The 20,347-nt window shown below is 65.8% G+C and carries 13 protein-coding genes; 11 read left to right on the top strand and 2 right to left on the bottom strand.

The window, feature by feature from the left end; all coding sequences use genetic code 11:
• The first annotated feature begins 8 nt into the window (after positions 1-8).
• The 7 genes from HY57_RS06595 to HY57_RS06565 all read left to right on the top strand — a co-directional run bounded on the left by HY57_RS06595 (position 9) and on the right by HY57_RS06565 (position 9,120).
• Positions 9-215 (top strand): hypothetical protein, encoded by a 207-nt coding sequence (locus HY57_RS06595; RefSeq protein ID WP_144240782.1) that lies wholly within the window; start codon positions 9-11, stop codon positions 213-215.
• 108 nt (positions 216-323) lie between these two features.
• Positions 324-2,969 carry a beta-mannosidase gene (locus HY57_RS06590; RefSeq protein ID WP_019465403.1) on the top strand — a complete coding sequence of 882 codons (2,646 nt, stop codon included), beginning with the start codon at positions 324-326 and terminating at the stop codon, positions 2,967-2,969.
• The gene (locus tag HY57_RS06585) at positions 2,969-4,405 is read left to right on the top strand and encodes a glycoside hydrolase family 125 protein (protein WP_019465404.1); all 1,437 of its coding nucleotides are present in this window, start codon (positions 2,969-2,971) and stop codon (positions 4,403-4,405) included. Before HY57_RS06590 ends, HY57_RS06585 begins: the two co-directional genes overlap by 1 nt.
• A 73-nt stretch (positions 4,406-4,478) precedes the next feature.
• On the top strand, positions 4,479-6,896 hold the full coding sequence (locus tag HY57_RS06580) for a GH92 family glycosyl hydrolase (RefSeq protein WP_019465405.1): 2,418 nt from the start codon (positions 4,479-4,481) through the stop codon (positions 6,894-6,896).
• Positions 6,897-6,898: 2 nt separating this feature from the next.
• Positions 6,899-7,432, top strand: a complete 534-nt coding sequence (locus HY57_RS06575; protein ID WP_019465406.1) for a gluconokinase — start codon at positions 6,899-6,901, stop codon at positions 7,430-7,432.
• 106 nt (positions 7,433-7,538) lie between these two features.
• Complete coding sequence (locus tag HY57_RS06570; RefSeq protein ID WP_019465407.1) at positions 7,539-8,195, top strand: class I SAM-dependent methyltransferase; 657 nt, start codon at positions 7,539-7,541, stop codon at positions 8,193-8,195.
• A 1-nt stretch (position 8,196) separates the two neighbouring features.
• Positions 8,197-9,120: a flavin reductase gene (locus HY57_RS06565; RefSeq protein ID WP_019465408.1), complete on the top strand. Its 924-nt coding sequence runs from the start codon at positions 8,197-8,199 to the stop codon at positions 9,118-9,120.
• 218 nt (positions 9,121-9,338) lie between these two features.
• Here HY57_RS06565 and HY57_RS06560 read toward each other — a convergent pair whose 3' ends face one another.
• Positions 9,339-11,099 carry an ATP-binding cassette domain-containing protein gene (locus HY57_RS06560; RefSeq protein ID WP_050997852.1) on the bottom strand — a complete coding sequence of 587 codons (1,761 nt, stop codon included), beginning with the start codon at positions 11,097-11,099 and terminating at the stop codon, positions 9,339-9,341.
• A 149-nt stretch (positions 11,100-11,248) separates the two neighbouring features.
• Positions 11,249-12,265 (bottom strand): serine kinase, encoded by a 1,017-nt coding sequence (locus HY57_RS06555; RefSeq protein WP_026033643.1) that lies wholly within the window; start codon positions 12,263-12,265, stop codon positions 11,249-11,251.
• A 207-nt stretch (positions 12,266-12,472) separates the two neighbouring features.
• Between HY57_RS06555 and HY57_RS06550 the strand changes: the two genes are divergently transcribed.
• The 4 genes from HY57_RS06550 to HY57_RS06535 all read left to right on the top strand — a co-directional run bounded on the left by HY57_RS06550 (position 12,473) and on the right by HY57_RS06535 (position 20,314).
• On the top strand, positions 12,473-13,951 hold the full coding sequence (locus HY57_RS06550; protein WP_019463567.1) for a B12-binding domain-containing radical SAM protein: 1,479 nt from the start codon (positions 12,473-12,475) through the stop codon (positions 13,949-13,951).
• A gap of 22 nt (positions 13,952-13,973) precedes the next feature.
• Positions 13,974-15,191, top strand: a complete 1,218-nt coding sequence (locus HY57_RS06545) for a nucleotidyltransferase family protein (RefSeq protein ID WP_051821646.1) — start codon at positions 13,974-13,976, stop codon at positions 15,189-15,191.
• Positions 15,192-15,665: 474 nt separating this feature from the next.
• Positions 15,666-18,323 (top strand): type VI secretion system Vgr family protein, encoded by a 2,658-nt coding sequence (locus HY57_RS06540; protein WP_038579450.1) that lies wholly within the window; start codon positions 15,666-15,668, stop codon positions 18,321-18,323.
• 2 nt (positions 18,324-18,325) lie between these two features.
• Positions 18,326-20,314, top strand: a complete 1,989-nt coding sequence (locus HY57_RS06535) for a phospholipase D-like domain-containing protein (RefSeq protein WP_019463599.1) — start codon at positions 18,326-18,328, stop codon at positions 20,312-20,314.
• The last annotated feature ends 33 nt before the right edge of the window (positions 20,315-20,347 follow it).

Genomic DNA, 20,347 nt, shown 5'->3' with positions numbered 1-20,347 from the left:
AGGTAGGCGTGACTTATCGGAAGAACGCACTTTGGATGGGCACGGCGGCGGACGCCTCCGTCGGCCGCCCGGGCAACGACCACGCGCGCGTCTCGCGCGGCGACACGAACCTGATGGACCCGACCTGCCATGTCGACCACACCGCCACGGCCGAACCGTTCCATGCGTACGAGAACGCGCCCACCCGCACGCTCAACCTCGGATTCAAGTTGTAAGCCCCCCACTTTGGGCGCTCCCTGAGCGCCCATTTTTTTGAGCCGGCGCCCCTCTGACGCCGGCCCGTGCGATAAGCCACCTTTCAGCGAGATCTGGAGCGCCCTGCCTTGCCGTCCCTGACCCGTCTGTCCACCGGCCTGCTGGCCGCCCTCACCTTCGCGCCTGCCATCACCTGGGCGGCCGCCACCATCACTCCGCTCAACGACGGCTGGCAGTTCCGCCTGTCACCCGATGCGGCACAGGTCGCCCAACACCCCGATCTGACGGGCTGGACGCCGGCCCATGTGCCCGGCAGCGTACAGACCGATCTGCTGACGACCGGCAACATCGGCGACCCGTTCTACCGCGACAACGAAGCGCAGCTGCAGTGGATCGGCCTGGCCGACTGGGATTACCAGCTCAGCTTCAACGTCGATGCGGCCACGCTCAAGCAGGATCACGTGGAGCTGGTGTTCGACGGCGTGGATACGTTTGCCGACGTCATCGTCAACGACAAGCCGCTGCTGAAGACCGGCAACATGTTCCGCCGCTGGCGCATCCCGGTGAAGAAAGTGCTGCACGCCGGCAGCAATACGCTCACCCTGCGCCTGCACTCGCCCATCGCCAAGCTGCAACCGTGGCTGCTGATGCAGCCGTATGCCCTGCCCGGCGAGTTCGACTCGGCGTTCGGCGACGAACCCAAGGGCAAGCAGACGTCCAACTACGTGCGCAAGGCCAACTACCAGTACGGCTGGGACTGGGGCCCGCGCTTCGTCACGCTGGGCATCTGGCAGCCCGTTCGCCTGGAAAGCTGGACGGATGCGCGGCTGGAGGATGTCCATATCGCCCAGCCGCATGTCGACGCCGACCACGCGCAGCTCGCCGCGGAAGTCTCGCTGCAGGCGGGCAAGGCCGGCCCCGCGCACGTCACCGTCAACTGGACCGCGCCGGACGGCAGCCAAGGCGAGACGGCGCAGGACGTCACCCTGAAGGCCGGCGACAACACGCTGAGCCTGCCCTTTGCCATCGCCCATCCCGATCGCTGGTGGCCCGTCGGTTACGGCAAGCAGAACCTCTATCGCTTCCACGTCGACGTGACCCGCGGCACCGACACGCTGGCCAGTGCCGACCGCAACACGGGCCTGCGCAGCGTCGAGCTGCGCCGCGATCACGACCAGTGGGGCCGCGGCTTCGCCTTCGTGGTCAACGGCGTGCCCATCTTCGCCAAGGGCGCGGACCTCATCCCGACCGACAGCTTCCCCGAGCGCACCACGCCCGAGCAGCTGAAGCAGCTGCTCACCTCCGCCCGCGACGGCAACATGAACATGCTGCGCATGTGGGGCGGCGGTTACTACCAGAGCGATGCCTTCTACGACCTGGCCGACCAGCTCGGCATCATGATCTGGCAGGACTTCATGTTCGGCGGTGCGATCACGCCTTATGACCATGAGTTCCTCGGCAACTCGCGCGTGGAGGCCGAGGAACAGGTGCGCCGCCTGCGCAACCACCCCAGCATCGTCCTGTGGTGCGGCAACAACGAAGTGCAGACGGGTTGGGAATCCTGGCCGGATCGCCTCGACTTCAGGAAGTCGATCAGCGACGCCGAGCGCCAGCGCATCGAAAGCGGCATGACCGAGTTGTTCGGTCACACGCTACGCGAGGTGGTGAAGAACAACGATCCGGACGTGCCGTACTGGGCCAGCTCGCCCAGCACGGATTTCGACGGCGAAGCCAACGTGCTCAACGATGGCGACTACCACTACTGGAAAGTGTGGTCCGGCTCCGAGCCCATCGAGCACTACCTGGACATCACGCCGCGCTTCCAGTCCGAGTACGGCCTGCAGTCGTTCCCGGTGATGTCCACCATCGAAAGCTTCGCCACGCCAGCCGACATGGCGCCGAACTCACCGGTGATGCGCGCGCACCAGAAGTTCGCCAACGGCAACGGCAACGACCGCCTGCTGCTCTACATCCGCGGCAACTACGGCGAGCCGAAGGACTTTGCTTCGTTCGTCTACCTCAGCCAGCTGATGCAGGCGGAGGGTATCGAACTGGCGGCGGAACATCTGCGCAGTGCGCGTCCGCAGAGCATGGGCTCGCTGTACTGGCAGCTCAACGACGTGTGGCCGGGCCCGTCGTGGTCCAGCATCGACTACAACGGTCGCTGGAAGGCGCTGCAGTTCCACGCCAGGCGCTTCTATGCACCGGTGGACGTGGTGCCGATCCGTCGCGACGGCCAGACCACGCTGCACCTGGTGTCCGACCGCACCGAGCCCTTCAAGGCCACGCTGCGCACGCGCGTCTACGACATGGCGGGCAAGCTGCTGCACGAAAGCAGCAAGCCGGTGGATGCCGCCGCGCTCGGCAGCACGTCGGTCGCCGAGTACAGCGACGCGGACCTGCTGCACGGTGCGAAGCCGGCGCAGACGGTGGCCGCGTTCGACGTGATCGAGGACGACAACGTGGTAGCGCACCACCTGCTCTATTTTGGCCTGGCCAAGACGCTGGACCTGCCCAGGCAGCCGGGCCTGAGCACCGCATGGCACAGCGACGGTGACAAGACCGTGCTGCGCATCAGCACCAAAAAGCTGGCACGTGGCGTGTGGATCGATTTCGGCAAGCTCGACGCCACGCTGTCCAACAACGCCTTCGACCTGCTGCCTGGCGAGCACGTCGATATCACCGTGGACAGCAAGGCCGACCCCGCCGCGCTCAAGGCGGCGCTCAAGCTGACCTCGCTGGTGGACGCGGTGAAACCGGGGGCCACGCCGTGATGACCACCCGCCGCCACCTGCTCAAGTGGATGGCGCTGGCGCCGGCCGCCACGCTGCTGTCCGACGGAGTGTTCGCCGCCACGGGCAAGGCCAGCTACCTCAGCCAGCGTCCGCCCGTGGGCAAGCGCAAGTTCACCAGCGCCGCCGTGGAGCAGCTGATCGCGCAGACCAAGGCGCGCATCGGCGACCCCGAGCTGGCCTGGATGTTCGAGAACTGCTTCCCCAACACGCTCGACACCACCGTCGAGGTGGGCACGCTGCGCGGCAAGCCCGATACCTTCGTCATCACCGGCGATATCAACGCGATGTGGATGCGTGATTCGTCCGCCCAGGTCTGGCCCTACGTGCGGCTGGCGAAACAGGACAAGGCGCTGCAACAGCTGTTTCGTGGCCTGATCCACCGCCACGCCCTGTGCATCAGCATCGATCCCTACGCGAATGCCTTCATGCCGGACCCAGGCGCGACGTCGAACCTGGACTGGGCGCAGCACGACATCACCGATATGAAGCCCGGCGTAGCCGAGCGCAAATGGGAAATCGACTCGCTGTGCTATCCCATCCGCCTCGCGCACGGCTACTGGAAGGCGACTGGCGATACCTCCGCCTTCGATGACGACTGGCACGCCGCCATGCGTACCGTGCTCGCCACCTTCCGCGTGCAGCAACGCAAGGACGGCCACGGGCCCTACCATTTCCAGCGCACGTCGCCCACGCCCAGCGAATCGCAGTTCCTGCAGGGCTACGGCAACCCGACGCACCCGGTCGGCATGATCCACGCGATGTTCCGCCCGTCGGACGACGCCACGGTCTACCCGTTCAACATTCCCGGCAATCTGTTCGCGGTCACCAGCCTGCGCCAGCTTGCCGAGATGTTGCGGGCCGTTCGCCACGACGACGCCACCGCCAGCGACTGCAGCGCGCTCGCCGACGAGATCCAGCGCGCGGCGGAAGCGCATGGCGTGATCCACGGCGATGGCGGCGACTACTGGGCCTACGAAGTGGACGGCTACGGCAACCAGCTGTTCATGGACGACGCCAATGTCCCCAGCCTGCTCGCCCTGCCCTACCTCGGCGCCTGCGAGCAAGGCGATGCGCGCTACCAGCGCACGCGCGCGCAGGCATGGAGCACGCGTAATCCGTATTTCTTCAAGGGCAGCGCCGCCGAAGGCATCGGCGGTCCGCACGAAGGGCTGCGCATGATCTGGCCGATGTCGATCATGATGCGCGCCTTCACCACCCAGGACACACGCGAGATCGCCCAGTGCGTGTCGTGGCTCAAGACCACGCATGCGGGCTCCGGCTTCATGCACGAGGCCTTCGACCAGGACGATCCGAAAACCTTCACGCGGCCCTGGTTCGCCTGGGCCAACACGTTGTTCGGCGAGCTGATCGTGCATCTGGTCGATCGCCATCCGGAAGTGCTGCGCAAGGCGTAGCACCTTCCTGCCATTCATTCGGGGATTTTCCGGCCGACCCACGGCCCACGTTTCGCTTCATAGGAGTCAGACCATGGTTACGCGCCGCCGCTTCCTGCAAGGCATGGCCGCACTTTCCGTCCTGGGCAGCAGCGTCCGTACGCTGCCGTCCTTTGCCGCCGCCGGCAAGAAGACCGCGCTGGCCGATGCTGTGTCGCGCCATGTCGACGTGTTCGTCGGTACCGGCGGACACGGCCATACCTACCCGGGCCCGTCGATGCCGTTCGGCATGATGCAGCTCGGCCCCGACACCAATAACTCGCAATGGGACGGCAGCTCCGGCTACCACCAGGGCGACGGCTCGATCATGGGCTTCTCGCACACGCACCTGTCGGGCACCGGCGCCGCGGACATGCTCGACGTGCTCGTGGTGCCGGCGATGGGGCCGGTGCTGCTGCAACCGGGCGACCGCGACTATGACGGCGTCAACTACACCTCGCGCTATGACGGTGTCCACGCGGGCAACGGCCCCAAGCCCAAGGGCTACCGCACCGGCATCAAGGGTTACCGCTCGCACTACACCGGCGAGCAGGCGCGCCCCGGCTACTACCGCGTGCAGCTCACCGATAGCCACGTGCTGGCCGAGTTGACCACCACCGAGCGCGCGGGCATCCATCGCTACACCTTCCAGCAGCCGGGCGAGGCTCACCTGCTGGTCGACTTCGCGCACGGCTTCCACGACGATCCGAAGACGCCGGCCAAGGTCACCGATGCCGAGCTGAAGCTGGTCGGCAACGACACCGTGGTCGGCAGCCGCGTGGTGCACCAGTGGGCCAATGGCCGCCACATCTACTTCGCGATGAAGGTGTCGCGCCCGTTCAAGCGCGGCGTGCTCTATGCCAACGACACCGCGCTCGCCGATGGCAACACCCAGGCCAGCGGCACCAACCTCAAGGCCGCGCTGCACTACGACACGCTCAACGATGCACCGTTGCTGGTGAAGGTCGGTATTTCCGGCGTGGACATCGAAGGCGCGCTGCGCAACCTGAGCACCGAGATTCCCGCGTGGGATTTCGACGGCGTACAGGCCGCCGCCGAAGCGGCGTGGGAGAAGGAGCTGAGCCGCATCCGCGTGCAGTCCTCGGACGACGCCGTGATGCGCACCTTCTACAGCTCGCTGTACCACACCATGCTCGCGCCCACGTTGTTCAGCGACGTGGACGGCCGTTACCGCGGCATGGACATGAAGGTGCACCAGCTGCCCAAGGGCCAGCACAACTACAGCACCTACTCGCTGTGGGACACCTACCGCGCCGAGCATCCGCTGTTCACGCTGTACCAGTCCGAGCGCGTGCCCGACCTGGTCAACGGCCTGGTGCGCATGGCGCAGGAAAGCCCCGCCGGCCCGCCGGTGTGGCCGCTGCAGGGCATCGAGACGGTGTGCATGATCGGCTACCACTCCGCCGTGGTCATCGCCGAGGCGCAGGCCAAGGGCTTCACCGGCATCGATTACGCCGCCGCGTGGCCGGTGTTCCGCAAGCGCGCGATGGAAGACGATTACTTCGGCCTGCCGGAGTACCGCAAGCGCGGCTACATCCCCAGCGATGTGGAAGGCGAAGCGGTCAGCAAGACGCTCGAATACTCGTACGACGACTGGGTGATGTCGCACTACGCCGAGAAGCTCGGCCATCACGAGGATGCCGTGGCGCTCAAGACGCGTTCGCAGAACTACCGCAACGTGTTCGACAAGGCGACCAACTTCGCGCGTCCGCGTGGCAGCGACGGCCAGTGGCTGGAGCCGTTCGACCCGCGCGGCATGGGCCATTCCAAGAAGTGGCGGGACTTCACCGAGTCGAATGCGTGGCAGGCCACCTTCCTCAACCAGCATGACGTCTACACGTTCATGAAGATGTTCGGCAGCGTCGACGTCTTCGAGAAGAAGCTGGACGAACTGTTCACCACCGACTCCGAACTGCCCTCCGACGCACCGCCGGACATCGCCGGCATGGTCGGCCAGTTCGCCTTCGGCAACGAACCCGCCCACCACATGCCTTACCTGTACGCCTACAGCGGCGCGCATCACAAGACGCAGGCGCGCGTGCGCATGCTGCTGGAAACCATGTACCTGCCCGAGCCCGATGGCCTGCCCGGCAACGAGGACTGCGGCCAGATGAGCGCCTGGTACGTGATGAGCGCGCTGGGCCTGTACGCGGTCGACCCGGTGAGCACGCACTACGTGTTCGGCAGCCCGCTGCTGGACCGCGCCGAAGTGCAGCTGGCCGGCGGCAAGAAGCTCGTGGTGCAGACCCAGGGCAACGGCAAGGGCCGCCCCTACATCCAGTCGGTGAGCTGGAACGGCAAGCCGTGGACCAAGAGCTGGATCAGTCACGAGGAACTCACCGCAGGCGGCACCCTGCTCTTCGTGATGGGCGACAAGCCGAACACCTCGTTCGGCAAGGCACCGACGGATCGCCCGCCGAGCTTCGGGAAATCCGCCAGCGAACAGGTGTAACCGTGGGCGGGGCGTCGCCGGACGCCATGCGCGCCATCGTGGTGATGGGCGTCACCGGGTGTGGCAAGACCAGCGTCGCCATGGCGCTGGCCGAACGCATCGACGCACGCATGCTCGAGGGCGACGCCTTCCACCCCGCGCAGAACATCCAGAAGATGAAGGACGGCATCCCGCTGACGGATGCCGATCGCCAGGGCTGGCTCGAAAGCCTGGGGCACGAACTCGCCCAGGCCAGCGCCGCGGGCGAGTTCGCCGTGCTGAGCTGTTCGGCACTGAAGCGGCGCTATCGCGACACCTTGCGCGCCTCTTCACCGGGCCTCGGCTTCGTTTTCCTGCAGCTGTCGCGCTCCGCGGCGATGGAGCGCGTCGCCCATCGGAATGGCCATTTCATGCCCGCTTCCCTGGTCGACAGCCAGTTCCGCGACCTCGAGCCGCCCATCGACGAGCCAGCCGTGCTGACCCTCGATGCCACCGAGTCGCTGCCCGTCATCGTCGATCGCATCGTGGCCTGCTGGCGCCTGCCCCGGGCCGGCTGAGGCCCGCCCCTCCGAAGTCGGCCGGCCGCAACCATTCACCGGTCAGCCGGGCACTCACGCCCGGGCCGCCCCATGCGGGCTCCTCGATACCGGAGCCCTGGGCAAGGTGCTTGTCGACAACACGGTCGGTGACATGCATACGGGTGAGCAGTACCACAACTTCTTCCTTACCTCGCGGCGGGACGTGGCCGTGCGCAGCCGGTTCCAGCGGATGGCGATGGAGCTGCTGCCCCGCGGCGCGGACGTGCTCGACTTCGGCGCCGGTACCGGCATCGACGCACGAACGTACGCGGCCCATGGGCACCGCACGTTCGTCTACGAGCCGTCGGCGTCCATGCGGGAATACCTGTTGACGTACTGCCGCGAAGAACTCGAGCAGCGCACCATCGTCGCAATCGACTCTCTCCGGGACTGCAAGGTGCCGGCGGTCACGGCGAACTTCGCGGTGCTCAACCATTTCGCCGACCACGCCGAGCTTTTCGATGAGCTGTCGTGCATCGTTCCCCGCGGCGGCTTCGTGCTGGCGAGCATGCTCAACCCGTTCTACCTCGGCGATGCGCGTTACGGCTGGTGGCTGGCGAACGTCTTCCACCTGATCCGCCAGGGCCACTACGCCATCCCCAGCGAAAGCCGCATCCACCGCTTCACGCCGCGCGTCGTCGCACGGGCGGCGGAGCCCTATTTCCAACTGGAACAACGGGTGCCTGGCGGTTTCGGCATCGCCACCCAGCTCTACATGTTCCTGCTGTTCCGGCGAACCTGACATGTGGAAAGACTGGATACGGCCGTTCGTCCGTCCGCTGCCGCAATGGTCGGTGGTGGCGGTGGCGCCTCCGCAGCATGCGGTGGCGGCTTACCTGCGCGGGGACGATGGCGCGGTGGATGTCACGATGGACCACACCGTGGCCTCGCTCAAGCCACTGGTCATCGCCTCCAGCGTGGACGCGGGCCAGCGCCCGGTCATCGAATACTGCGACACGGCCACGGGCCGGCTGGTCGGCATCCTGCGGCTGGCGCGCATGGTGACCCTGGATACCGACGGCGCATCGCTCACGCTCTATCGCGTCACGGCGGGCGAGCACCATTGCCTTCACTGGCCGCGGCGTTCGTGGAACCGCTGGCTGCAGAACCGGGGGATGCGCAAGCAGCCTTCGGGGCAGCACGCCTTGATGACGCCCGCGACGGTACAGCAGCTGATGGTGGCGTATCTCTGTCCACGGCCGGTTGTGCTGGTGTCCGTCGACACGCCAGGCCACCAGAACATGTTCCCCATGGACCTGATCGGCCCGCTGGCGCAGAGCGGGCTCTACTCGCTCGCCTTGCGCAGCACCAACGTGTCGGCCCAGGTCATGCGCGAGACGGGACGCGTGGCACTGTCCTGCGTTCCCGCGGCGATGAAGCCGGAGGTCTACCGGCTGAGCGAGCACCACAAACATCCATTGCAGGACTGGAGTGCGCTGCCCTTCCCTGTTCGCTCGTCGCGGGAACATGGCATCCCCGCGGTGGCCTCCGCATTGTACGTGCACGAGCTGACCATCCTGCACAGCCAGCAGATCGGTTCGCACATCTTCTTCCTCGGCCGTCTCGCCTTGGGCGAACGCCTCGCCGAAGGCGCGCAGCTGCATCACACGCCGGGTTTCTACCAGGCGTATCGGCGGCGTCGGGATATGGCGTTTGCGGAGGTTTAGGGAGTGCGTTGCCTTCGTGCCCGCACGAACCCTAGGGCACAACGGACTCCCCTCACCGTCATCCCCGCGAAAGCGGGGATCCAGCGTCTTTCGCTCTTCCCGTGCGCTTTAAAGGCACTGGATCCCCGCTTTCGCGGGGATGACGGTGAGGGGGGATGACGGTGAGGGAAAGATTGTGTGTGACGGAGGGAATAGGCAGGTACGAAAACATCCGCCCTCTAGCGCACAGTCGTTCCGGTACGACCCGCATCCGCAAGCAACCGCGCCCCTCGCCCTTCCTCATCCACCAGCGCCGTCACGCTCGCCACAAGATCGCTGCCGATGACCAGGCTGCTGTCCGCCAGGTCGGCAACGCTGGCGCGATGGGAGATCACCACGAGGATCGTGCCGGGCAGCCGTTGCTTCACCATCGAAAGCACCCTGGCCTCCGCGCCGGCATCGAGGGCGTTGGTTGCTTCGTCGAGAATGGCCAGGGCCGGGCGGCGCAACAGCACCTGCGCCAGCAGCAGGCGCTGGAGTTCGCCACCCGAAAGCCTGCCCGAAGAACCATCCAGCGTAGCGTCCAGTCCCTGTCCGGCAAGGCGCTTGTCCAGGCCGACATCCACCAGGGCCGCATGCATGGCGGCGTCGGTGGCGTCGGCGGCGGCCCAGCGCAGGCAATCGCGCACGGTGCGTTGCCACGGCCGCACGCTCTGGCTGATGTAGGCGCCGTTGCGTACCCATGCCCGGTAGGCGTCGAAATCCATGCGGCATCCGTCCAGCCATGCCGTGAACGCTGCCGGGCGGATCATGCCTGCCAGCACATCCGCCAGGCTTGTCTTGCCGATGCCGGAATCGCCGGAAATCAGCAGCAGTTCGCCCGGATGAAGCCACAGGTCCGTCACGCGAAGAGGCACGGGATCGGCGAGGGCCAGCGTCTCGATGCGCATCGGCAACCAGCCTTGCGCAGGCACGTACTCGCGGTTCGCGGGTGGCGACGGTGCCATGCCTGCGTACCGGCACCAGAGCTCGAAGGCCGGAATGGCCGAGGCCAGCTGGTGGAAACTCTGCCGGGTGTAAACCAGATAGGGAAGCAATCGCCCCAGCAGCAGGCATACCGCGATCAACGACGCCTGGTCGACGCCGCGCCAGCAGTACGCCACCAGGAAGATCGCCGCGATGCCAAGCGCCGCGAGCAATTCCAGCAGCAGGCGTCCCGAGGCGATCAATTCCATCTGCCGGCGATGCCCGTTGCCCAATTGCGCTGACGCGGCCGCGTGGCTCGCCTTCTCCGCCTGCTCCTGCCCGAACGACTTGATGTGCCGCCAGCGTCGCGGGAAGTCCTCGCTCATCCAGAACAACCGCGTCATGTCGGCCACGTACTGCCGGCTCACCGCCGCGTGCTCGCGGCTGCTGAAGCGCGCGGCGATCAACGAACACGCCACGATGACCGGCACCGCCAGCACCAGCGGCGGTGACACCCAGAGCGCAAGCGCCAGGCTCACCACCGTGGTGATGCCCGCGACCAGCAACTGCAGCAGTGCGTTGAAGCCCTGGGTGACGATCTCGACATTGTGCGTGAGGACGTTGGCCAGCTCCGCGGACGTGGCGTCGGCCAGCGAAGAAAGCGGCGCTTCGATCAGGCTGTCGTGCACGCGCGCGCGCAGCTGCATGCCGTAGCCGCTCGCCAGCCGTGCCGCCAGCCGTGCCGCCTGCCAGCGCACCAGGGCGAACACTGCCGACGCGACGAGGAACAACGCCGCCCGCATCTCCATGCCGACGGGAGCACCCGGCCATCGGCCGTCGAACCATGCCGTGGACCCGGGCTGTATCAGCGGAACCACCAGCAGGGCGGCGACACCGCCGGTCAAGGCGCTGCCGAGCGACAACACCACGTAGGCGACGATCCTGAGCGGCCCCAGCGGGGTCAAGGTGGCAAAGAAGGACCGCGGCAGGCCATTCACCCGGTCACGCAACACTCCCGTCCATGCGCTCGGCATGATCAGGATTCCATGTCGCTGCATGACCGCGCCTGTCGCGGCTCAGTTGGCACCTGGTGACTACGCAAGACCCTACCCGGATGAACCCTTACTGCCGATGAGTGCGGCCCGGCGGCGAAAGGGTTGCCTTGCGTGGCGCAAGATGTGGCTCAGTCCAGCAGCGGCATCAAGGCCCGGACGGAATCCGCCGGATGCCGGCCACGTACCAGTTCGCAGGCCGTCAGGCGGGACAGTCCGCGCATGAAGTCGTCCCAGCCTGCCTGCCCGGCGGCGTAGGGTTGTTCGGCGACAAGGCGTGCGGACAAGCTGTCCCTGTCGATGGGGCGCCATCGCGCCGGGCTCTCGCCCGGCTCCGGCGGCGTCACGAACACAATGCCCGCCAGTTCGACCGGTGAAGCGGCGAGGCTCGCCGGCCCCTTGCGGAGATCGACCTCGAACTTCTCCACGCCGCTGCGGCGCCTGATCATCGGCGAGTCGCTGATCCAGCGCCGGTGCCGCTCGTCGTCCACCCACGCCAGTCCGTCCGGCCTCACGTGAAGGTAGTTGGCGACACCGGTGGCGCGCAGGCTTTGCGGGTGCACGAAGACGGCGTCCTCGGCGAGCACCTCCAGGCCTTCCAGCACGGCACGCAGAACCAGCGTGGACTTTCCCGCCCCGCTGCTTCCCACGATCAGCAGGCCACGCCCTTCCCGGCCAAGGCAGGCGCCGTGCAGCGGAACCAGTTGCTGCACGCGCGTCGCCAGGGTGAACACCGCGAACTCGATGAGTTCGTAACGCAGGTGATAAGGGAACGCGAGCAGGTCTTCGGACACCACCACGAGCGCCCGTCCCGCGTCGGGCGCCATCACCACGAAGTTGGCCGCATCCATGACGCCGCACAGCAGCCCCGCACCCGATTGCAGGTTGACCGGTGGCGGCTCGTCGCCATGCCACCCGGCGCAATGCGGCGTGAGGCGAAGCTCGATCTCAAGCACCGACGAGGTGACGGGCAGTACATGGTCCGGCAGGCCGCCGTACGCGGCATCCACCAGTGCCAGCAGGGCCTCGCTCGCACTGGTGAAACGGAAGCGTCCGCCGAGAATCCAGTGCTCCACCGATCGCCCGCGCAGCGGTCGCTCCAGGAAAGGATCCGCAAGGATGTCGTTGGTCCCGGACTCGGATGTCATGAGGCACATCGATGGCTTTCGGCGGCCCTGTGATAGCACAGGCCCGAACGAATGGACATCCAAATATTTCCGCCGGCCCACGCAACCGCTGCCCCACGCCACGGCACTCACCCCCGACGAGCGTAGAACGCTGGAGGCTCTGGAGCCGACCTGCCGTGGATGCGCCGGATCTGCTCGCCCAACGGTCAGGACGGAGGCCCTTCCAAGATGCTAACCATTCAGGTCGGCCACTCCTATTTCCTGAGGTTCGACCGCAAGCAATGGGAGCGTGGCAAGCCCTATCCACCGCTCGCGACCATCCACGTGGCCGCGTTGCTGCGGCGCATGGGCCACCGGGTTTCCCTGTTCGACGCCATGCTCGCCGAGGGTGTCGAGGACTACGCGCGCAGCCTTCCGGCATCGCGGCCCGACGTCGTGGTGATCTACGAAGACAACTTCAACTACCTCACCAAGATGTGCCTTGGCCGCATGCGCGATGCCGCGTGCGAAATGATCGCGATGGCGCATGCCTCGGGTGCGCGCGTGATCGTGGCGGGGTCCGACGCGTCGGACCAGCCGGAGGCCTTCCTGGCCGCTGGCGCCGATGCCGTGCTGATCGGCGAAGGCGTTGCGCCGTTGATCGAACTGATCCGCCGTCTCGATGGCGATCCCTCGCTGGCCACGGGCACATGGGCGGCCGGCCTCGCTGGCGTGGCATCGCTGGCGGATGGGCAGCTGCAGCTGACACGCGTCGGCGCGACGCCGCCCGATCCGCGCATCGTCGGTCATCCGGCCTGGGATCTGGTCGACATCGAACGCTATCGCCAGCTGTGGATGGAACGCCACGGCTACTTCAGCCTCAACATGGCGGCCTCGCGCGGTTGCCCGTTCCGCTGCAACTGGTGCGCCAAACCCATCTGGGGCAATCACTACAACCGACGTCCCGCCGAGGACGTCGCGGCGGAGATGGCGCATCTCAAGCACACCTTCCGTGCGGACCATATCTGGCTTGCCGACGACATCTTCGGCTTCCACGTGGATTGGGTGGAAGCCTTCGCCGCGCACGTCAACCAGACCGGCGGCTCCATTCCCTTCACCATCCAGACGCGTGCCGACCTGGTCAGCGAACGCATGGCCACCGCACTGAGCCACGCGGGCTGCGCGGAGGCATGGATAGGCGCGGAGAGCGGCAGCCAGCGCGTGCTCGACCACATGAACAAGGGCACCAAGGTCGCCGACCTGATCAACGCGCGCGAACGCCTCGGCGCGCACGGCATTCGCGTCGGCTTCTTCATCCAGCTCGGCTACCTGGGCGAGCAGCTCGACGACTTGCTGGCCACGCGTGACCTGATTACGCGTGCCGCGCCGGACGACATCGGCGTCAGCGTCTCCTATCCCTTGCCCGGCACGCGCTTCTACGACGAGGTGAAAGCACAGCTCGGCGACAAGACGCATTGGCTGGACAGCGGCGACCTGGCGATGATGTTCCAGGGCGCGTACGACTCGGAGTTCTATCGCCATGTGCGCGACCTTCTGCACGAACAGGTGCTGGCGCAGCAATGGAAGGTGGTGGACCAGCTCGACCGGCGCCGGCAGGCGTCGCGCGCCGTCGAGGCGAAGTGGCGCGCACTGATCGAGGTCGAGGAAGCCCACCGCACGACGCCGATGGCCACGCCGTTGCTGGCGGGGACATCCCGCCATGTCTGACCGTCACGACCCGCACGATGACTTGCCGCCGCTGGGCGCCATCAAGGCCGGGCTTGAGCGCACGACCGAGGTGCTGGCGAACGAACTGGCCCACCCGACCGGCGACACGCCTGACTGGACGGCACTCGAATGGCGCCTGGCCACAGCAGCGGCCACCGTGCATGGCGTCGGCGGGCAACGGGACATCTATGGCCGCTGGCGGCATACCGCCTGGGTGAGGTTTCTGGAAAGCCAGCGCGAACACGTGGCGCTGCGTCACCAGCGTATCGCGGCCCTGCTGGAACGCATCGACGCGGAAGCACGCGGCATGGGCCTGCCGCTGGTCGCGCTCAAGGGAGCGGCCCTGCACGCGCTGGGCGTCTATGAGCCGGGCGAGCGCCCCATGGCCGACATCGACCTGCTGGTGAGCGAGGCCGACCGGGAGCGCGCGGGCGCCATGCTCGAACGCATCGGCTACGTCCTGGGGTCCGCCAGCTGGAAGCACCATGCCTACAAGCCGGCGGAAGGCGCGCCACACGCGGGCCCCGGCGAACACCGCGATACACCGGTCAACATTGAACTGCACACCCGCATCCAGGAACGGCTTCCGGTATCCACGGTGGATATCACCCACTGCATCTATCCCCGGGCGCCGGTACCGGGCATCAACCCCTATCCGTCGCATGGCGCGTTGATGAGCCACCTGCTGCTGCACGCGGCGGGTTGCATCTGCAGCCGCTCGACACGGCTCATCCACCTCAACGACATCTCCCTGCTTGCCACGCGCATGATGCGCGGCGAATGGCTGGCGCTGTGGGGAGACGGCACGACGGAACCGCCCTGGTGGGCGCTGCCGCCGCTGCTGCTGGTGTCGCGCTACTACCACGGCGCGGTGCCGGCCACGCTGCTGTATGAGCTTGAGCGCGACTGTCCCGCCGTGCTGCGGTTCGCATCGAAGCATCTCACCCTGACGCAGGTGTCCTTGTCCGAACTGTGGCTGCATGCCTGGCCGGGCATCGAATGGGCGCGTTCCGTGCGTGAAGTCGGGCAATACGTGCGCAACCGCGTGCGGCCCTCGGCGGAAGCACGACAGGAGCGCGCGGACATGGTGCGCACCCAGCTGTGGCTGCAGGAATCCACCTGGGTCACCTCCAGCCAGCTGCATCGCATCGTCGCCTGGCTGACGCACCCGGTGACGCGCACGGACACCATGTATGCCGTGCGTGCCGCGCTCGGGCAGGCGCCGGCTGCGTGGGCCTGAGAGCCTGTTCAAAACCTTGCGTGGAACCCGCCACCCCTCACCGTCATCCCCGCTTTGGCGGGGAAGGTGAGGAAGGCTGGCCCTTGAAGGAAATCGTGAACAGGCTCTTAGCCATCGCTTCAGTTTCACCCTAACGGCGGTGGATAGCGGGCGGCGAGTGCGCTAGCACTCAGCGCCCGCGCTCTTGGTTGATCGTCAATCGATGCCGCCACTGGCGTCGACACATCGCCGGGCGACGTCTGGCATCCGTTCCGACATGCCCCCACAAATTCAGCCTAGTCCGATGGATTCCCCCCGGGCGCCATCGTTACGTTCAACGCTTCGTAAAACCGATCCTTCTTGCTCTTCCTGCGGGCACGCGGCACGTCTGGGCCTGTCCGTGCAAGGTGATACGCCTACCCAGTCACCGCCGCCAGGTCAGGCAAGGGGTTGTTTCGGCAAGACCACGCTCCGTGCCTGCTCAAGGAAGAACCGATGTCTGATCGCTTTGACGCCATCGCCGCCACGGTCGCGGGCCCGTTTCACCAGCACTACGCTATCGAGGTCCCCGGCCTTGCCACGGCGTCGACGTTGTCCGTGCAATCGTTCAAGGTGCACGAATCGCTGGGCGAGCCGTACCGCATCACGCTCAGCCTCACCTCGCCGCAGACGCTGTCGCGAGGCGACCTGCTCGGCAAGCTCGCCACCTTCCGCATGCGCTCCGCTGAACGCATGCCGCGCCGCTTCGCCGGCTGCATCACTGCCTTCAGCCAGCTCAAGCGCACCCCGGACGAGGTGACCTATGGTCTGGTGATCGAGCCGCAGGTCGCACGGCTGCGCCTTACCCGGGCATCACGCGTGTTCCAGCACATGACGGCCCCGGCCATGATCGACGCGCTGCTGCGCCGTCACCGCCTTGAGGGCCATCAGTTCGCGTTCCGGCTCCGCCGTGCGTATGCGGAGCACGCCTTCCATCTGCAGTACCAGCAGAGTGACTGGGAGTACGTGCACCTCCTGATGGAACAGGAAGGCATCTATTGCTTCTTCGAGGAAGGCGAGCATGGCGATGTGCTCGTCTTTGCCGACGACGTCGACCATTACACCTACCAGCCCACCCTCACGCTGCCCCTGCGCGAATCGGCCGGCCTGAACGCCGCCAGCGACGCCATCCTCTCGCTGGAAACGCATGCGCGGACGGTGCAGCAATCCTTCGTCGTCGCGGATTACAACCCGGATCAGGCGTGGGAGCGCCTCAAGGCTGACGCCAACCTGGCCAGCAAGGATGCCACCACCTACGGCGAGTCCTATGTCTACGGCACGGGCCACCTCGATCAGGCCCAGGCCCGTTGGCAGGCACAGCTGCGGCATGAAGCGGCCCTTGCCGCCCAGGTGGTGTTCGCAGGCCAGAGTACCGCGCTGGCCCTGCGGCCCGGCCGCGTCACCCACACGGACAGCGCCCTGCCGGAGGCGCCTCACGGCATGGTGATTACCGCCGTGACCCATCACGGTGCGCGCGATAAGCCGTATGCCAACGACTTCAAGGCCATCCCGGCCGATCGGCGCTTCCGGCTTCCGCTCAACCCAGCAACGTGGCCGACCCTCACCGGCACCCTGTCCGCGCGGGTCACGTCCCCCAGCACCTACAAGTACGCCTATCTGACCAAGGCAGGCGAATACGTCGTGCGCCTCGACCTGGATTTCGACCCGTGGAACCCCGGCGGCGAAAGCGTGCCGCTGCGCCTCGCCAAGCCCTTCGCCGGCAAGCTGCAAACCGGCATGCACTTCCCGGCGCTGGATGGCGACGAAGCCGTCATCGCCTTCCGCGACGGCGACCCCAACAAGCCGTATATCGCCGCCTTCCACCACCACAGCCAAGCCACCGACCTGATCACCAATCAGGACCGCTGGATGTCGCGCAACGTCATCCGCACGCAAAGCGATAACAAGCTGCAGATGGAGGACTGGGAAGGCCAGGAGCACGTCAAGCTCAGTACGGAGCATTCCGGCAAAAGCCAGCTCACGCTGGGCCACATGGTGAGTGGCGCGATGGTCAACGGCCAGCGCGAGACGCGCGGCGAGGGCTTTGAGCTGCGCACCTCCGCCAAGGGCGCGGTGCGGGCGGGCCACGGTCTGTTCGTCACCACCGATGATCGTCCTCGTGCCCAGGGCAAGCAGCTCGACATGCAGGAGGCGATGCAGCAGTTAAGCGCCGCGCAGGCAGCGATGGAACGTCTGGCCGAGGTGGTCCGTGCAGCGCAGGCAGACGCGGCGGACACCATCGCCATGAACCACGTACTGCAACAGCAGCTCAAGGATCTCAAGGAAGCGGTGATGCTGTTCTCCGCGTCATCGTCCATCGCCCTGACCACACCCGAATCCATCCAGCACAGCGCCGGCAAACACCTCACGTTCACCGCGGGTGAGAACGCCGACGTGGGCGTGCTGAAAAAATTCACCGTCGCGGCGGGCGAGGCGATCAGCCTGTTTGCGCAAAAGATGGGCATCAAGCTGTTCGCCGCCAAGGGCAAGGTCACGATCCAGGCCCAGAACGACGACATGAGTCTGGCTGCGCTGAAGGACCTCACCATCACCAGCACCAACGGCAAGCTGATTCTCAGTGCCAAGGAGGAGGTGTGGCTCGGTGCGGGCGGCTCGTACATCAAGATCAACAGCAACCGCATCGAAAACGGCACGCCCGGCGATATCTACGAAAAATGCGCGTGGTGGGGAACGCAGAAGGCGGCCTCGCAAGCCATGCCTGCTGAACTCAAGAACAGCCTTCCGGCCACGCCACTGCAACTGCGTGCCTTCGCCTCGCCGGCATCCCGCAACGCCATTTCCGCCGGCATGCCTTACAAGCTGTTCGCCGATGGTGCGCTGGTAGGAACGGGCGTCATCGACGCGACCGGCAACCTGCCCATCGCACACCAGCGCGCAACGCAGGCGTATCGGGTCGAACTGGCCAACGGTCATGCCTTTCATATCCCCGTCGCGGAGAACTTTCGCGGCGACGCCGCCAACGGCGCGCTAGCCAACCAGGGTTTTCACTACCTCGAAGACTCGCCCGAGGCCGGTGCCTCAAGCGTCGACCGCGCCGTCCATCGGCAGACCTACCACGCCGTGCTCCACCCGAACGCCGACAAGGACGCCTGACCATGAGCAAGCCAGCCACCACCGTCCCCATCGCGCTTAGCCGTGACACCACGGCTGACCTCACGCTGCCCTGGTTCGTGCAAAAGGCCGAATACCTTGCCGCACCGGCCACCTTCAAGCCACTCGTCAATGGCGAGGAGGCTTTCGGCGCGGTCTACGATGCCATCTTCCATGCAAAGAAAACCGTGGACATCATCTGCTGGGGATTCCAGCCGTCCATGTACTTCAAGCGCGGCGCCGAAGGCCGGGGCACACTGCCCATCGGCACACTGCTGGAAGAGAAAGGCAAGCAAGGCGTCATGGTGCGCCTACTGTGCTGGTACGACCCGCTGCATCTCACCGACGTATTCAGCGAGAACATGCAGCCGGGAAACAACCCCGCCTCCCTCATGGCCGACACCCGTAACAGCGCGCAGCGGGAGCTGGATGCGCGGTGGTACTTCCGCGCCCGCTACAACGACGTCACCAAGACCTCGCTTCCCGAGCGCATGATTGTCACCACGCGGGACATCGCGACTGCCGTGGGAGCGGGCGTTCTTCGCGCCAAACCCTTCGACAACCTTGAATTTGCCAATCGCAGCTTTGATTTTCTGGAGCGCACCGAAATTGCCTGGCGCACATGGCTGCAAGGCGCGGATATAGAACGCAGTGCGGACACCAAGGCCATGAATAGCGGCGGCATGGGCGTCGTGCCCACGCATCACCAGAAAACTGTGCTGGTCGACGTGGAAGACCCTGGGCGCGCTATCGGCTTCGTCATGGGCCACAACATGCTCGACGAATACTGGGACACCAACGAGCACAGTAGCGTGCGCCTCCATCCACAAATGGGGCGTAATGGCAAGCACGCGCGCCAAGACATCTCCAGCCGCGTCACTGGCCCCATCCTCAAAAGTCTCAACCACAACTTCTGCACTGCTTGGGATCGGGCCACCGGCCAAGACCTCACGGCCACCCGCGCCGCCATCCGTTACCCGGAAACGCTGCGGGTCGATGAAGGCACCCCCGTGATAGCGCAGATCCTGCGCACCCAATCCCAAGAGGGCAAATGCGACATCGAAAAGATGTACCTGCAGGCGGTCAACAACGCCACCCAGTTCATCTACATTGAAAACCAGTACTTTCGATGGAAACCCCTGGTAGATCAACTCCAGCAGGCCGTGCGCAAGCAGATCGAATGGGGCCGCGTCACGGGAGAGCACGGTGCGGTTCATCTGTTCGTGGTCACCAACGCCAGTGACGAAGGCATCGGCGATGGCACCGTTAACACCTACCGCATGCTCGATGCGCTGGGTCGGGCCGACACCATTCCCAACGTGGCAAAGGCTGAACGCAACACGGCGCTGCTCAAGCAGCGCCACGAACTGGAAAAACGGGTCAGCGAAGAGCGAGCGATTCAGAACGATCCGGGCGTGGGTACGGGCGACCCCTATGGATACAGCCTTTCCACCTCGCAGCGGCAAACCCTGCGTTCCCAGAGTAGAGGCCGTGAGCAAAGCGCCCAACAACAGGTCGACCAGCTGGATCAACAGATCAAGAAGAATAACGATGAAAAGGTGCTGTCGACATCCATTGATGGCTTGAAGGTGCACATATGCACCCTGGTGTCGCCCGACACGCCACCGGCCCAGCCGTGGCAGTACACCTACGTGCACGCCAAGTTGATGATCGTGGATGACGTGTTCACCACGTTGGGCTCGGCCAATATCAACACGCGCAGCATGGAAGGCGACAGCGAACTCAATATCTGCCATGAGCACAGTGGGGTGACGCAGCCGTTACGGCGGAAGTTGTGGGGATTGCATACGAAGGGGGTCAAGGATGGGGCTTCGGATGATCCGGCGGATGCGTTTGATGCGTGGGCTGTCATCATCGATCAAAACAAAAAGCGCCAGAAGGCCAATGAGACGCCCGGGGAGGCGCATCAGACTCCCTACGCCCCGCTAGTCGAGTTCCAGTACACAGGCACCAAGCGCAGCATTCTGGACTAACGCATGAAACGCCTCCTGCCGCCCTGCCTACTC

It is taken from the genome of Dyella japonica A8 (assembly GCF_000725385.1).
Lineage (GTDB): Bacteria > Pseudomonadota > Gammaproteobacteria > Xanthomonadales > Rhodanobacteraceae > Dyella > Dyella japonica_C.
Note: the sequence above shows the minus strand (reverse complement) of the source record. Positions and strands in the feature narration are given on the sequence as shown.